This is a genomic window from Bacillus sp. GC_Bacil_1 (assembly GCF_026540675.1).
Taxonomy (GTDB): Bacteria; Bacillota; Bacilli; order Bacillales; family Bacillaceae_G; genus Bacillus_A; species Bacillus_A cereus.
Genome location: NZ_JALNUG010000013.1, coordinates 17,589 through 32,504 on the forward strand (window position 1 = coordinate 17,589; position 14,916 = coordinate 32,504).

Here is a 14,916-nt window from a genome sequence, read left to right on the forward strand (position 1 = left end):
TATAGAAAGGGGATTATATAATGCCATATCATAAAGATAAGCAACAAGCCTTTCAAGCGGCACAGCAAGGAGTTACACAAGCAGAAAATGCATTTAATAATATTGTGAAAAATGACCCTAACTACGGTCATGATTTAAAAGAGTTACGCCAAGAGGTCCAGGAAGCATATGAACAAATTCAAAATGCACTAGAGGTAGCTTCAGAAACACAACGTCCACAACTTGAGCAATATGAAAATAATCTCCAAAATATAATGCGAAATGTAGATCAATTAGAAAAGTAAATGAGGTTGTTGTTTATTCGACAACCTTGCTGCTTTAGTGAACGTTATGCTAAAACAGAAAATTTTTCTATTAGTTTTTTCTTTGCTATGTGCAGTACATATATTTCAAGTGGAAAAAGTGGAAGCGAAAATGTTGCTCAGAAAAGAGTTAGAACCAACTGGTTATGTAACATGGGAAGTACCTAATAATGAAAAAATTATTGCAATTACATTTGATGATGGGCCAGATCCAACGTATACACCACAAGTTTTAGATTTATTACGTCAATATAAGGCGGAAGCGACATTTTTTATGATTGGATTTCGAGTTCAGCGTAATCCATATTTAGTGAAGCAAGTGTTAAAAGAGGGACATGAAATTGGAAATCATACGATGAATCATTTGTACGCAAGTAATTCGTCAGATGAAAAATTAGAAAATGATATTTTAGATGGAAAGAAATTTTTTGAAAAATGGGTGAAAGAACCTTTGCTATTCCGTCCTCCTGGCGGATATATTAACGATGCTGTATTTAAAACAGCGAAAGAGGCTGGCTATCAAACCGTTCTATGGTCGTGGCATCAAGACCCGCGTGATTGGGCAAATCCAGGGGTTGAATCCATTGTAAATCATGTAGTGAAAAATGCTAAAAGTGGCGATATTGTATTGTTACATGATGGAGGGAATGATCGTAGTCAAACGGTAGCAGCACTAGCAAAAATTTTACCTGAGCTGAAAAAACAGGGCTATCGATTTGTAACGGTTTCGGAATTACTACGTTATAAACATTAGAAGAAATCCCAAAAGGAAAATAGACCTTTTGGGATTTTTCTTTACTGGTTCTTTTTACGTTTCTTATTATTTTGTCGCTCTGCTGGAGTTAAAGGCTCGTTTGCAAATTCTTCATTGTAACCAGTTCCTTGTCCTTGTGCAGATGCAGCATTCATTCCTGAAATAGTATGATTTGCTTTTCTTTTACCCATTTTATTTCACCTCTATAACATTTTTTGTATGTTGAATGATGAGCAGTTCATAGTATGTATGAACTGTAAGTAAACCGCTGATAGAGCACTTTACTTTATGATAATAGTATTCATAAGGAGCATGAAAGCTATTCAAATTTAGAAACATAAAGAAAACTTATGATAATCTATAAGTTTCTTATTATTTACTTATTTAGAAAGTTGTAATAAGATATTATCGTAAGGTATTGAAAAGTTTGTCTACATTTTATATTCAGACAACTTAGTCACGTTTAACAGGGGGGAAACATAATGGTCAAACATAATCCATTTCAATCACGTGCAACTTTTGAAGTAGATGGAAAAACGTATCATTATTATGATTTGAAAGCGCTTGAAAATGCAGGGGTTGGCAACGTATCTCAATTACCATATTCCGTGAAAGTTTTACTTGAATCAGTACTTCGTCAAGTAGACGGACGTGTAATCACAGAAGAGCATGTTACAAATTTAGCGAAATGGGGAACGAAAGATGTGCAAGATATCGATGTTCCATTTAAACCATCTCGTGTAATTTTACAAGATTTCACTGGTGTTCCAGCTGTTGTTGATTTGGCTTCGCTTCGTAAAGCAATGGCAGACATGGGTGGGGATCCTGACAAAATTAATCCTGAAATTACTGTAGACCTTGTAATTGACCACTCTGTACAGGTTGATAGAGCGGGTACGGCAGACGCGCTTGCATTCAACATGGACTTAGAGTTTAAACGTAATGAAGAACGTTATAAATTTTTAAGCTGGGCACAAAAATCATTTGATAACTACCGTGCAGTTCCACCAGCTACAGGCATTGTACACCAAGTAAACCTTGAATATTTAGCACCAGTTGTTCATGCTGTGAAAAATGCTGAAGGTGACTTAGTTGCATACCCAGATTCATTAGTTGGAACAGACTCACATACAACAATGATTAACGGTATCGGCGTTCTTGGATGGGGCGTTGGTGGTATTGAAGCAGAAGCAGGAATGCTTGGACAGCCTTCATACTTCCCAGTACCTGAAGTAATCGGTGTGAAATTAACTGGCACACTTCCAAGTGGTACTACAGCAACAGACGTTGCATTAAAAGTAACACAAGTATTACGTCAAAAAGGTGTAGTTGGTAAATTTGTTGAGTTCTTCGGTAATGGACTAAAGAGCATGCCTTTAGCTGACCGTGCAACAATTTCAAATATGGCACCAGAATACGGCGCAACTTGTGGATTCTTCCCAATCGATGATATTTCATTAGAATACTTACGTTTAACAGGTAGAGATGAAGAGCAAATTCGTATTGTTGAAGAATACTGTAAAGCGAACGGTTTATTCTATACAGCAGACAGTAAAGATCCAATCTACACTGATCTGGTTGAAATTGATTTAAATACAATTGAATCTAACCTTTCTGGACCGAAACGCCCACAAGATTTAATTCCACTTTCAGATATGAAAGATGCGTTCCACAAAGCTGTTGTAGCACCAGTTGGAACACAAGGACTTGGATTTAATGAGCAAGAGTTCGATAAAGAAGTGAAGGTTACATTAGAAGATAAAGAAGTAACGATGAAAACAGGTGCAATTGCAATCGCTGCAATTACAAGCTGTACAAATACATCAAACCCATATGTATTAATTGGGGCAGGTCTAGTTGCGAAGAAAGCAATTGAAAAAGGACTTGTAGTACCTGAGTACGTAAAAACATCATTAGCACCAGGATCTAAAGTTGTTACAGAGTACTTAGATAAGTCTGGTTTAACAACATATTTAGATCAATTAGGTTTCCAAACAGTTGGTTACGGCTGTACGACTTGTATCGGTAACTCTGGTCCATTAGCGCCAGAATTAGAAGAAGCAATCGCAGCAAACGACTTATTAGTAACATCTGTTTTATCTGGTAACCGTAACTTTGAAGGTCGTATTCATCCACTTGTAAAAGCAAACTACTTAGCATCACCACCACTTGTTGTGGCATATGCACTTGCAGGTACTGTTGATATTGACCTGAAAAATGATGAAATCGGTAAAGATGCAAATGGCAATGCTGTTTACTTCAACGATATTTGGCCATCAGCTAAAGAAATTGAAGATGTAGTTCAAAGTGTTGTTACATCTGAACTGTTCAAGAAAGAATATGCACAAGTATTTAACAGCAATGAGCGTTGGAATGAAATCCAAACTTCAAACGAAGCTTTATATACTTGGGATAATGATTCAACATACATTCAAAACCCACCATTCTTTGAAGGTTTATCTAAAGAGCCAGGTGAAGTTGAAACGTTATCAGGTTTACGCATAGTTGGTAAATTTGGTGATTCTGTAACGACAGATCACATTTCACCAGCAGGTTCAATTGGTAAGCACACACCAGCTGGACGCTACTTATTAGAAAACGGCGTACAACCAGTTGACTTTAACTCTTACGGTTCTCGTCGTGGTAACCATGAAGTTATGATGCGTGGTACATTTGCAAACATCCGTATTAAAAACCAAATCGCACCAGGAACAGAAGGTGGATATACAACATATTGGCCAACTGGTGAAGTAACATCAATCTATGATGCTGCTATGAAATATAAAGAAGATGGAACAGGTCTTCTAGTTGTTGCTGGTAAAGATTACGGTATGGGAAGTTCTCGTGACTGGGCTGCGAAAGGTACTAACTTATTAGGTATTAAAGCAGTAATCGCAGAAAGCTTCGAACGTATTCACCGCAGTAACTTAGTATTAATGGGTGTATTACCACTTCAATTTAAAGATGGCGAAAGTGCTGAAACGTTAGGTCTTGTTGGTAACGAGTCATTTGAAATTCAAATTGACAAAACAGTTAGACCGCGCGATCTTGTAAAAGTAGTTGCAACTGATTTAGATGGCAACGAAAAACAATTTGAAGTAGTAGCTCGTTTCGATAGTGAAGTAGAAATTGACTACTACCGTCACGGTGGTATTCTGCAAATGGTTCTTCGTGAGAAAATCGAAGAGTCAAAAGTGTCAAACTAAATAATTGAAATGAAAAATAAGGAAGCTAACAATAGTTAGCTTCCTTATTTTATGGAAAGGGATGAAACCATATGGTTTCATCCCTTTCTTTTTACTACGAAAAGTGGAGGGAACGTCATGAAAGAATATAAAAGAATATTGTGGCCGTTACGAAAAGAGAAAATATTAGTAATGGCAGCTGTATGTAGTGGGATAATTGCTGCTATTTTAAATTTATCACGCCCAATTTTCATGGGATTAATTGTAGACAATCTTATTCAAAGGGAGCTAAAAGGTGCGTATTTATATATAGCTTTGTTTGCGGGTATTCGCTTTTTAATGTGGACGAACAATCTTTTATTTGATTATATAAGCTCAAAAGCCAGTCAACGTATATTACAAACGAAACGTATAGAATTATTGCGTCACTATTTCTCATTACCGTTTGAAGAGAGTGAGAAGATTAAGCAAGGGGAGTTAGAAACTTTGGTCGTATCTGATATTCCGAACTGGGTCAGATTATATGGTTCTATATTAATAGAGTATATACACGCTATTGCCCAATTTATTGGAGCTTTCATAGCACTACAACATATAGATATACAGTTTATATTGTGGGTAACTCCGTTTTTATTTTTCAGTGCAATTGTTCCAATACTGATGGGAGAAAAGGTAAGGGATATTGCAAGCATTGCTCAAAAAAATCAATCGAGTGTTGTAGAGATGGTGTCACAGTTTGTAAAGGGTATACAAGATTTACGTAGTGTACAAAAAGAAAAATGGGCCATTCGCTTATTTAAAGGAGTAACGGCACAATCTTATAAATCGGAAGTAAAGAAGACGATGATGCAACATTGCATTGGAGTAGTTGGAACAGTGATTGAAACAGGAGCATATATCGTTGTTCTCATTGTAGGCGCACAAAAAATAATGAAAGGGGAAATGGAAGTTGGTTCACTTGTTGCAGTGTTAGCTACAATTGAAATGCTCTTTTTCCCAGTCCGTTACGTGGGCGATTTATTAATGATGACACAAGTTGCAGTCGCTTCGGCAAATAGAGTTTTTTCCTTTTTAGATAAAAGAGTGGCAGATAGTAATGTAGAAAGAGCGATGGGGATGATAATAACAAATGTTTCATTTCAGGAGAGTGAAGAAGAGAAATGTAGAATTAATAATATTGATTTGCAAATTAATCCTGGTGAATTCGTTATCATTGTCGGAGAAAGTGGTGCAGGAAAAACAACACTTTTAAAATTAATGACAGGTTTGTATAAACCATCTAACGGTAGTGTTGTTTATTATGGTCAAAAGGCTCGAATGACTACAGTGTGGCAAGAACCTCGTTTCTTTCGGACGACAGTAAAAGAGAATATGTATTTCCGGGAGGAGTATTTAGAAAACGAATTAGAAAAAAATATTGACCTTATAAATATGAAGCCGATAATTAGAGATTTACCTAAGGGGATTCAAACTGTACTACATAAAAGTGGAGAAGAGCTTTCGGGAGGAGAAAGAAAACGTCTTGCATTATTACGAGCGATTGGTTCAAATCCGAATCTTATTATTTTAGATGAACCGACTGCGGGGTTAGATCCGAGTAATCAAGAAACTGTTTGGAATATGATTGAAGGACTAGGAAGAGATGTAACGAGAATTGTGGCAACACATGATGTAGAGAAAGTGATACTAGCGGATCATGTTGTCATAATGAGAGAAGGAAGTATTGTTGCATGTGGAAGTCCTGAAAAATTAATAAATAGTCATTCATTTTGAAAGAGATGTGAATAAAGATAAGAGCAGCGCCCTTATCTTTATTCAATATCATTTATTTGATATTGGATAGATTCTGAATGATTTAGATCTACGTTAAAAGTAGCAGTCATAAGGAAAGTTGCAATTCCAAGGATTAAGAAAAGGACGAATGAGACTAGAGAGATGTAAAGACAAATACGCCCTACTTTCTTTTTTTCAAGATCGTTACTAAAGAGTGAAATGATCCATGTAATAATACCGATTGGGTATAAAAGAAAACTAAGAATATATAATGTTATTTTTTCGAATGAATTCATAAAAAATCCCCCTTTTGTTGAAGTTTATATAACTACGAAAGTAAAAAGGTGAATGGGCCCATAAGAAGATAAACAACACTTCATCTGTTTTTCTAATTATATGATAAAAAGGAAAAGATTACACTTCAAATGAGAATATTCTAATTATTTCGACTCTGAATATTTCCAAGCTTGTCCGTATAAGCTAAAATAAGGTATATAGTATTTGAGTAATTAAGTTATAAGAAGATAAATACGTTAGGGTGATATAACATGTGGCGGAAGCTTACGATTATTGTAGTGTTACTTTGTTTAGCGGGATATGCAGCTTATGAACAGTTTGGTAAAAAAGAGCAGATGGTACAAGGGGAGCAAGAACAAAGTGAAGCTGCTATGAAAGAGATGATTGCAAGTAATGGTATTGAAATAGGGAAGAGTGCGCCAGACTTCGAATTAACGAAGTTAGATGGAACGAATGTAAAGCTATCAGATTTAAAAGGAAAGAAAGTGATTTTAAACTTTTGGGCAACGTGGTGTGGACCTTGCCAACAAGAAATGCCGGATATGGAGGCTTTCTATAAAGAACATAAAGAAAACGTAGAAATTTTAGCAATCAACTATACGCCTTCAGAAAAAGGTGGGGGGGAAGAAAAGGTAAGCAATTTTGCTAAAGAAAAAGGAATTACTTTTCCTATTTTATTGGACAAGAACATTGATGTGACAACAGCGTATAAAGTAATTACGATTCCAACTTCGTATTTTATAGATACAAAAGGTGTCATTCAAGATAAGTTTATTGGGCCGATGACGCAAAAAGAGATGGAGAAAAGGGTTGCTAAATTAAAATAATGGTGAAAAGGTAGAGGTGGAGAGTTCCCATTTCTGCCTTTTCTTTTTCAAGTAGTAATAACTTCATGATATGATGTAAGAAATATAATCGTTTAGAGATAAAGGAGTGTATGGAGTGGGGAATGTATCCTTACCGTTAGATTATGTTGTAATTGATTTTGAAACAACAGGATTTAACCCTTATAATGATAAAATTATTCAAGTTGCAGCGGTGAAATATCGTAATCATGAACTGGTAGATCAATTTGTTTCATACGTGAATCCAGAGCGACCAATTCCGGACCGAATAACGAGTTTAACCGGTATTACCAATTATCGTGTTTCAGATGCACCGACGATTGAAGAGGTATTACCTTTATTTTTAGCATTTTTACATACAAATGTTATTGTGGCCCATAATGCTTCTTTTGATATGCGCTTTTTGAAAAGTAATGTAAATATGCTAGGGCTACCTGAACCTAAAAATAAAGTAATTGATACTGTATTTTTAGCGAAGAAATACATGAAGCATGCGCCTAATCATAAACTTGAAACGTTAAAGCGAATGCTTGGAATTCGTTTAAGCTCTCATAATGCATTTGACGATTGCATTACGTGTGCAGCTGTTTATCAAAAGTGTGCAGCTATTGAAGAAGAAGGACAGAGAAAAGTAAATAAGGTCTCACTTGATGAAATCGTAGTATACGAAGCGGTGAAAGAAATGCTTGCACGTAATAAGCGTAATGTAGAATGGCTACGTTGTATGAACGTAGGAAGTTATTTAGATATAAAAGCTTTTTATCCAGTTATGAGATTAAAGGTAAAAGGGCGAAAGAAATATGTATTAACAGAGATATTAGAAGAAGATGTGAAAGAAATATGTACAAGTTTAAAATGTGAACCGGCGTTAAAAAGTGAAGTTGGTAATACGAGAATTATGCTTAATAGCTTAGAGGATGTTATGAAATTAGAAAGTTATATTTTAGAGCAGTATGATTTTGTATTACAGGCGCTTCATGATTATAAAGAAAATGAAATGAATGCAGATGAAAAGTTGAAAGAGTATTTAAATATTATGGTATGAAAAACTCCGTGTGCAATATATTGTACACGGAGTTTTTTTAGGAGTACCAAAACATAAAATTTTCTTACAAATCTGATTAAAGAGTTTTTCGTTTGCTCATACTATGTAATAAGAAAGTGAAGGAGAGAGGGTGAACAACATGAGAAGAAGTCGCCGTAAATCGTTTGAAGAACTTGTAAATGAAAATAAACAACAATTATTAAGCGATCGTGATGCAATTGATCGCATTGAAGAGCGCATCGAAAAACGTTATGAAATGAAACTTTTTAAGCAAGCTGAATAATTCTTAACGCTAGTACGATACTAGTGTTAAGGAGGCGATAGTAATGGGTAATCCGAAAAAAAATTCAAAAGACTTTGCACCAAATCATATTGGAACACAATCGAAAAAAGCTGGTGGAAATAAAGGAAAGCAAATGCAAGATCAAACAGGTAAACAACCGATTGTTGATAACGGTTAAAAAGGAGAATGTTATCATTCTTCTTTTTTGTGAGGAAATGAAAGATGAGTTTTTAGCAGTAATATGAAAAAAAGGGCTGACTTTTGTCAGCCTTTTTTCGTAATCGTAAAATTTTCAACGAGTAAACGCCAATTTTGCGGGAATGGTAAACCGATTTTCCAGTAACTAATACCGCCTATACCTTGTTCTTTCATTAAATTGAATTTACTTTGAACAGACCGTGAATCTTCAAACCAAACTTCGTGTTGCACGCCGTTTTCATCAAAGTAATTAAAATGAGGAGCTTGGGCTGTGAAATCATAACGAATAGGAACATTATATTTACGAGCTAGTGCAACAGCTGCGACAGAGCTAATTGCTTTTGCGGGTGGATTTCCTTGTTTAAATGGAAGCTTCCAATCAAACCCGTATAAATTTTGCCCCATCATAATTTTTTGTGGAGGCATTTGAGATTTTGCATATTGAAGTACTTCTTTCACTGGACCGATAGGAGAAATCGCCATCGGTGGACCGCCTTGCCATCCCCAGTCATATGTCATAATGACGACGAAATCAACAATTTGCCCTTGCGCTTTATAATCGTGAGCTTCGAAAAATTTTCCCTTTTGATTTGAACTTGTTTTCGGTACGAGAGTTGTGCTCAATGTGTACCCGCTAGGTAAGCGTGTTTTTACATTTCGTAAAAAGCGATTATACGCCTCGCGGTCTTCAGGTGCTACACTCTCGAAATCGAAATGAATGTCTCGCATGCCATATTTTTGAGCTGTTTGCAAAATGTTAGTAATGAATTTGTTTTGAATCGTTGCGTCGCGTAAAATAACTGATGTTAGATCGGCACTGAAATTACCATTTTCAATATTTGTAATAACGAGCATAGGGATTGTTTTACCTTGCGTTGCAATATTAGCAATTTTAGCTGTTTCAGTAGGTTCTTTTAATGTGCCATCTCTTTTTGCCTCAAAACTAAAATAGGCTAAGTATGTTAAAAATGGATTGATGGCGCGTGTCGCATTAACTAAACTCTCTTTAATCGGTATAGTTGAAGGTTGTAAATAAGCGATGGATTCTACAGCTCGTTTTGTGCCTTTTGGTACATATAATTGTTGTCCGACATGGAGAATAGATTTTAAAGATAAATTATTAACTTTAGCTAAACTAGCGAGGGGGACATTATATGTTTGAGAAATTCGATATAGGCTGTCACCAGGCTGTACATAATAATTATTTCCTTTCGTATTAACGATAAGTGCCTGACCAACAACGAGCGTTTCAGCTGGATTTAGTCCATTGTCTTTTACTATTTCGTCAGGTGTTGATCCATATTTTGATGCCAAGCTATATACGCTATCACCACTACGAACAGTTACAATTTGAATCATATGCTGGCTCCTTTCAGTAAAAGATTCACTGTTTTTATTTTATTTTTGATGTCACTGTATTATGATTAAATGTATGCAAGGTAGCAGAAGTGAAAGAAGGCGAATACATATGTTTGTAGCAGAACATGAAGTTGAAATCCGTTATGCGGAAACAGATCAAATGGGTGTTGTTTACCATTCAAACTACTTAGTGTGGCTTGAGTTAGGTCGCACGAAACTTATACAAGATTTAGGTTTTTCATATGTTGAAATGGAGAAAGAAGGAATTATTTCTCCTGTGTTAGATTTACAAATTTCATATCGTAAAGCGATGCGTTATGGAGAAAAGGCAATCGTAAAAACATGGGTAGATACTGTGAGCCCGCTTCGCGTTGTATATGGATATGAAATATATAATGGTGATGGTGATCTTTGTATTACTGCAAGTACGACGAATATTTGTGCGAAAAAAGAAGGATTCCGCCCTGTATCATTTAAAAAGTTATATCCTGAGTGGTATGCGAAATATGAGGAAATTAAGAAAAAATAAAAAAGCGTGGCAGAAGCCGCGCTTTTTTATTTTTCATAATTAAATTGTGGGAAGTCGTCACCTTCATTAAGTGTAACAGATAAATTATGTCCATCGAAGAACCATTCATCATCGCCTTCAATAAAGAAGTTAATACCTTCTTCTTGAATTTGAACAGCAGGGTGTGCAGGATCATCTTTACGAATACCTAAAGAAAGTCCTTTTTGCACAGTACTGCAACCACCGTATTGTACGAAAAAGCGTAGTGTTTCATTTGATTGTAAGTTTAATTCAGTTTTATACCATTGTGCTGCTTCTTTTGTTACGGAAAGATTCATGTATAGTTCCTCCAAGTTATGTTGCTTTTTCTTTAGTATAAAAAATAACGCAAAAAGACGCTATTAATATGCTTCACGTTTTCTTTTTGCGTTATGTGGGTTACGATCTTATTTTTGCTTTTTTGAAAAGTTTGCTTTTGGTTCAGTTTTATTTATAATTCGTCCGATATTTGCACGGTGTTTATAAATAACCATACCTGCTAATAAACACATCGCAATAATGAAGATTTTATCCCCGCTAACAATGGATGCAATAACAGCAACAACTGCTGTTACCATAGAAGAAAGTGATACGTATCTTGTTGTAAATAAAAGGGTGAAAAATACAACAGCCAATATTGCAAAAACAACTGGTGAATAGCATAATAGCACCCCAGCAGAAGTTGCAACTGCTTTACCACCACGGAATTTCGCGAAGATCGGGTAGACATGTCCAAGAACAGCCGCTAACCCGAACCATAGTGGGTGAATATCTAATCCGAAAATCATTGGTAGACTTGTTGCTAATGTCCCTTTTAAAATGTCAGCAATTGTAACGGTAAAACCTGCTTTTTTCCCTAATGTACGGAATGTGTTTGTTCCGCCTAGATTACCGCTCCCGTGCTCACGAATATCGATTCCGTAGCCAATTTTTCCAACAACTAGTGCAAATGGAATCGAGCCAAGCAAGTAGGCAACGATAAATAAAAGATATGTAGTAACCATAAGTTCAGTCTCCTTTATTCAAATGTGTTGATAAAGGGTAAAAAGAGTTTTTCCCGTATATTGTACCATACATTTGTAAAGAGCACATTTCTTTTTTGTAAATGAAAAATTCATTATTTCGTGAAAAAAATTTCACAGTAATGTTACATTTCTCACAGAAACAGCAAGACTATATGTAGTAACATTTTAATCAAAAGACAACAACATATTGGTGGAGGGTTATAAATGTTACAAAATAATACACGTGGAGAAGAATTAATGAAAGTGTTCGAGACGATAGTCCACGGCAATGAACAAGATTTAATGCAAGAAAATGCAAATGTAGACGGCCGCTCTCCAATGGGTGTAATGGGAACGTTCGCATCTGAGAGTGCAAAATATTATGCTGTTGAGAATTTATTGTCAGATCAAGTGAAAAAAGCGATAAATGAAAATATATTATATCCACATGATTTAGATTTTTATGCGACAGGAACGACGACTTGTTCGCAAATTCCGTTAGCGCAAATGCTTGCTAACGGTTTTCATACTGGACATGGACATATGAGACAACCACAAGACATTAAAAGTGCATTGGCTCTTTCGTCTATTATTTTTCAAGCGAATCAAAATATGCAGCATGGCGGTCAATCGTTTGCACTCTTTGATATTGATTTAGCACCTTATGTACGAAAAACAATTGAGAGACATAAAAAACGATTACAATCATATCCGCTTACGAAAGAACAAATAGAAGAATTTGCATGGAAAGAAACGGAAAATGATACGTATCAAGCGTGTGAGGCTTTCGTTCATAATTCGAATAGTATGCATAGTAGGGGCGGAGGACAAGTCCCGTTTATTTCTATTAATTACGGAACAGATACATCAAAAGAAGGAAGAATGTTAATTAAACAACTATTAAAAGCAACACAAGCTGGACTTGGTAAAGGAGAGACACCAATTTTTCCGATTCAAATTTTCAAGATGAAAAAAGGTGTGAATTTTGAAGAAAGTGATCCGAATTACGATTTATTTGAATTAGCATTAGAGACAACTGCAGAGCGATTATTCCCTAACTTTTCATTTTTAGATGCTCCGTTTAATGCAGTGCATTATGATGGAAGACCAGAAAGTGAAGTATGTTACATGGGATGTCGTACCCGTGTTATGTCTAATATACATGGAGAAGAAACAGCGATTGGTAGAGGGAATTTATCATTTACGTCTATCAATTTAGTGAAATTAGCGTTAATTAGTGGTTCAAAAGAAGCATTTTTTGAAGCGCTAAACTACTATTTAGATTTAGGAATTAAGCAGTTATTAGAAAGATTTGCGTATCAATGTACGAAGCGAGCAAGAGATTTTCAGTTTTTATATTCACAAGGTGTATGGCGTGGTGGAGAAGCATTGCAGCCTGAAGACTCCGTAGCTTCGATTTTAAAACAAGGGACGTTAAGTGTTGGTTTTATCGGTCTTGCGGAATGTTTAGTAGCTTTAACAGGAAAGCATCATGGGGAAGATGAAGAATCATGGAAACTTGGGTATGAAATTATTTCCTTTATGAGAGATAGAATGGATAAAGCGACAGAAGAACATCAACTGAATTTCTCGATAATTGCAACTCCAGCAGAAGGATTATCAGGAAAGTTTGTGAAAAAAGATAGAGAAGAATTTGGCGTAATTAGCGGTATAACGAACCATAATTACTATACGAATTCATTCCATATTCCAGTTTATTATAACATTCAAGCGATAAATAAAATCCGTTTAGAAGGCCCGTTCCATGCTCTCTGTAATGGAGGACACATTACGTATATTGAACTGGACGGAGCAGCGATGCATAACAAAAAGGCATTAAAACAAATTGTACAAGCCATGGCAGAACATGGCGTTGGATACGGTTCAATTAATCATCCTGTTGACCGTTGTAAGTGCTGTAGTTATCACGGGGTTATTGGAAATGAATGTCCAAGTTGCGGGAATGAAGATGAGGCTAATATAGAAAGAATTCGCCGCATAACAGGCTATCTTGTAGGAGATATGTCGAAGTGGAATAGTGCGAAACGTAGTGAAGAGATAGATCGGGTGAAACATAAATGAAAGTGATGAATATTATTCATGATAGTGTAGTAGATGGAGAAGGATTGCGGACAGTCGTGTTTTTTGCGGGCTGTCCGCATCGTTGTGTCGGTTGCCATAATCCAAAATCGTGGAATATTTGCAACGGAACGGAAATGACAGTAGAAGAAATTGTGAAAGAGATTGCAAGTAATCCATTAACTGATGTAACATTTTCAGGTGGAGATCCATTTTTTCAAGCTGCTGAAGTGAAAAAGGTAGCAAAAATCGTGAAAGATTTGAAAAAAAACCTATGGATGTATACAGGTTATACGTTAGAAGAGATACAGAGTTCTCAAAATAATGATATGATAGAGTTGTTACATTATGGGGATGTTTTAGTCGATGGAAGGTTTGAAATTGAGAAAAAAGATTTAACACTTCCATTTCGCGGAAGCTCCAATCAACGTATTATTCGATTGAAAGAGTAAAAAGGCGGGATAGATTATATGAATAAAACAGTATTGCTTGTTGAAGATGAAAGAAGATTACGTGAAATTGTTAGTGATTATTTTCGTAATGAAGGCTTTGAAGTAATCGAAGCAGAAGATGGGAAAAAAGCGTTAGAGTTATTTGCAGAGCATGAAATTGATTTAATTATGTTAGATATTATGTTACCGGAAATAGATGGATGGTCTGTTTGTAGACGAATTAGAAAAGAATCAGCAGTACCAATTATTATGTTGACAGCGCGTTCGGATGAGGATGATACATTGCTAGGTTTCGAATTAGGTGCAGACGAGTATGTAACGAAACCATTTAGCCCGAAAGTATTAGTAGCTCGTGCAAAGACGTTATTGAAACGTGCGGATGGTGCGGTAGGAGTAGCGGAAGAAAATGCTATGTCTTTAGCTGGAATAGAAGTGAATCGTCTATCTAGAACTGTTTTAGTAGATGGAGAAGAAATTATATTGACACATAAAGAATTTGAACTTCTTGTGTATTTAATGGAGAACAAAGGAATTGTGTTATCACGTCAACATTTATTAGACCAGTTATGGGGATATGACTATTACGGTGATGACCGAACGGTTGATACCCATATTAAAAAACTTCGAAATAAGTTAGGAGATAAAGCGAAGCATATCGGTACTGTTATTCGAGTTGGTTATAAATTTGAAGAATAATCTAGAACGATTTGTGTAATTTAGCCTAGGAAAATGGCGATTTTATACTCTCTTTTGAAGGTAGAATGTACAAAAAATACTTTTCTTGTCTACAATG

At 35.7% G+C, this 14,916-nt stretch carries 17 protein-coding genes; 12 read left to right on the top strand and 5 right to left on the bottom strand.

Annotated elements, in window-relative coordinates:
• Nucleotides 1–20 precede the first annotated feature (20 nt).
• Both OXT04_RS19515 and pdaB read left to right on the top strand, forming a co-directional pair.
• Nucleotides 21–284 (top strand): hypothetical protein, encoded by a 264-nt coding sequence (locus tag OXT04_RS19515; RefSeq protein ID WP_001146295.1) that lies wholly within the window; start codon nucleotides 21–23, stop codon nucleotides 282–284.
• A 46-nt stretch (nucleotides 285–330) separates the two neighbouring features.
• A complete protein-coding gene (gene pdaB / locus OXT04_RS19520; RefSeq protein WP_061665781.1) occupies nucleotides 331–1,056 on the top strand; it encodes a polysaccharide deacetylase family sporulation protein PdaB in 726 nt (241 codons plus the stop codon).
• A gap of 41 nt (nucleotides 1,057–1,097) precedes the next feature.
• Here the strand turns inward: pdaB and sspO are convergent, their stop codons facing one another.
• Complete coding sequence (sspO, locus tag OXT04_RS19525) at nucleotides 1,098–1,247, bottom strand: acid-soluble spore protein SspO (RefSeq protein ID WP_000518057.1); 150 nt, start codon at nucleotides 1,245–1,247, stop codon at nucleotides 1,098–1,100.
• Between the two features lie 291 nt (nucleotides 1,248–1,538).
• Here sspO and acnA point away from each other — a divergent pair, with 291 nt between their 5' ends.
• The gene (gene acnA, locus OXT04_RS19530) at nucleotides 1,539–4,262 is read left to right on the top strand and encodes an aconitate hydratase AcnA (RefSeq protein ID WP_063246457.1); all 2,724 of its coding nucleotides are present in this window, start codon (nucleotides 1,539–1,541) and stop codon (nucleotides 4,260–4,262) included.
• Between the two features lie 117 nt (nucleotides 4,263–4,379).
• Nucleotides 4,380–6,014 carry an ABC transporter ATP-binding protein gene (locus OXT04_RS19535; protein WP_086387325.1) on the top strand — a complete coding sequence of 545 codons (1,635 nt, stop codon included), beginning with the start codon at nucleotides 4,380–4,382 and terminating at the stop codon, nucleotides 6,012–6,014.
• A gap of 38 nt (nucleotides 6,015–6,052) precedes the next feature.
• Here OXT04_RS19535 and OXT04_RS19540 read toward each other — a convergent pair whose 3' ends face one another.
• Entirely contained in the window at nucleotides 6,053–6,310 is a 258-nt protein-coding gene (locus OXT04_RS19540) for a hypothetical protein (protein WP_001083875.1), read from the bottom strand.
• 252 nt (nucleotides 6,311–6,562) lie between these two features.
• Here OXT04_RS19540 and OXT04_RS19545 point away from each other — a divergent pair, with 252 nt between their 5' ends.
• From OXT04_RS19545 to sspN, 4 genes are all read left to right on the top strand, one after another.
• The gene (locus OXT04_RS19545; RefSeq protein WP_000269064.1) at nucleotides 6,563–7,138 is read left to right on the top strand and encodes a TlpA family protein disulfide reductase; all 576 of its coding nucleotides are present in this window, start codon (nucleotides 6,563–6,565) and stop codon (nucleotides 7,136–7,138) included.
• A 115-nt stretch (nucleotides 7,139–7,253) separates the two neighbouring features.
• Nucleotides 7,254–8,201, top strand: a complete 948-nt coding sequence (locus tag OXT04_RS19550; RefSeq protein ID WP_065229193.1) for a 3'-5' exonuclease — start codon at nucleotides 7,254–7,256, stop codon at nucleotides 8,199–8,201.
• 139 nt (nucleotides 8,202–8,340) lie between these two features.
• A complete protein-coding gene (locus tag OXT04_RS19555) occupies nucleotides 8,341–8,484 on the top strand; it encodes an FbpB family small basic protein (protein ID WP_001254699.1) in 144 nt (47 codons plus the stop codon).
• 43 nt (nucleotides 8,485–8,527) lie between these two features.
• Nucleotides 8,528–8,662, top strand: a complete 135-nt coding sequence (sspN, locus tag OXT04_RS19560) for an acid-soluble spore protein SspN (RefSeq protein ID WP_000527987.1) — start codon at nucleotides 8,528–8,530, stop codon at nucleotides 8,660–8,662.
• Nucleotides 8,663–8,748: 86 nt separating this feature from the next.
• On the opposite strand, the gene OXT04_RS19565 is transcribed toward sspN, so the two are convergent.
• Entirely contained in the window at nucleotides 8,749–10,041 is a 1,293-nt protein-coding gene (locus OXT04_RS19565; RefSeq protein ID WP_000614858.1) for a glycoside hydrolase family 18 protein, read from the bottom strand.
• Between the two features lie 109 nt (nucleotides 10,042–10,150).
• Here OXT04_RS19565 and OXT04_RS19570 point away from each other — a divergent pair, with 109 nt between their 5' ends.
• Nucleotides 10,151–10,570: an acyl-CoA thioesterase gene (locus tag OXT04_RS19570; RefSeq protein WP_000495808.1), complete on the top strand. Its 420-nt coding sequence runs from the start codon at nucleotides 10,151–10,153 to the stop codon at nucleotides 10,568–10,570.
• 26 nt (nucleotides 10,571–10,596) lie between these two features.
• On the opposite strand, the gene OXT04_RS19575 is transcribed toward OXT04_RS19570, so the two are convergent.
• Both OXT04_RS19575 and plsY read right to left on the bottom strand, forming a co-directional pair.
• The gene (locus OXT04_RS19575) at nucleotides 10,597–10,887 is read right to left on the bottom strand and encodes a HesB/YadR/YfhF family protein (protein WP_001054455.1); all 291 of its coding nucleotides are present in this window, start codon (nucleotides 10,885–10,887) and stop codon (nucleotides 10,597–10,599) included.
• Between the two features lie 108 nt (nucleotides 10,888–10,995).
• Nucleotides 10,996–11,592, bottom strand: a complete 597-nt coding sequence (gene plsY, locus OXT04_RS19580) for a glycerol-3-phosphate 1-O-acyltransferase PlsY (RefSeq protein ID WP_000258974.1) — start codon at nucleotides 11,590–11,592, stop codon at nucleotides 10,996–10,998.
• 225 nt (nucleotides 11,593–11,817) lie between these two features.
• On the opposite strand from plsY, the gene OXT04_RS19585 reads away from it, so the two are divergent.
• Genes OXT04_RS19585 through OXT04_RS19595 form a run of 3 tightly spaced genes read left to right on the top strand, consistent with a single transcriptional unit; the run spans nucleotide 11,818 to nucleotide 14,819 of the window.
• The gene (locus OXT04_RS19585) at nucleotides 11,818–13,674 is read left to right on the top strand and encodes an anaerobic ribonucleoside triphosphate reductase (RefSeq protein ID WP_000940082.1); all 1,857 of its coding nucleotides are present in this window, start codon (nucleotides 11,818–11,820) and stop codon (nucleotides 13,672–13,674) included.
• On the top strand, nucleotides 13,671–14,123 hold the full coding sequence (gene nrdG / locus OXT04_RS19590; protein WP_000867078.1) for an anaerobic ribonucleoside-triphosphate reductase activating protein: 453 nt from the start codon (nucleotides 13,671–13,673) through the stop codon (nucleotides 14,121–14,123). The genes OXT04_RS19585 and nrdG overlap by 4 nt, the downstream gene beginning before the upstream one ends.
• A gap of 18 nt (nucleotides 14,124–14,141) precedes the next feature.
• Nucleotides 14,142–14,819: a response regulator transcription factor gene (locus tag OXT04_RS19595; protein ID WP_001044679.1), complete on the top strand. Its 678-nt coding sequence runs from the start codon at nucleotides 14,142–14,144 to the stop codon at nucleotides 14,817–14,819.
• Nucleotides 14,820–14,916: the final 97 nt, after the last annotated feature.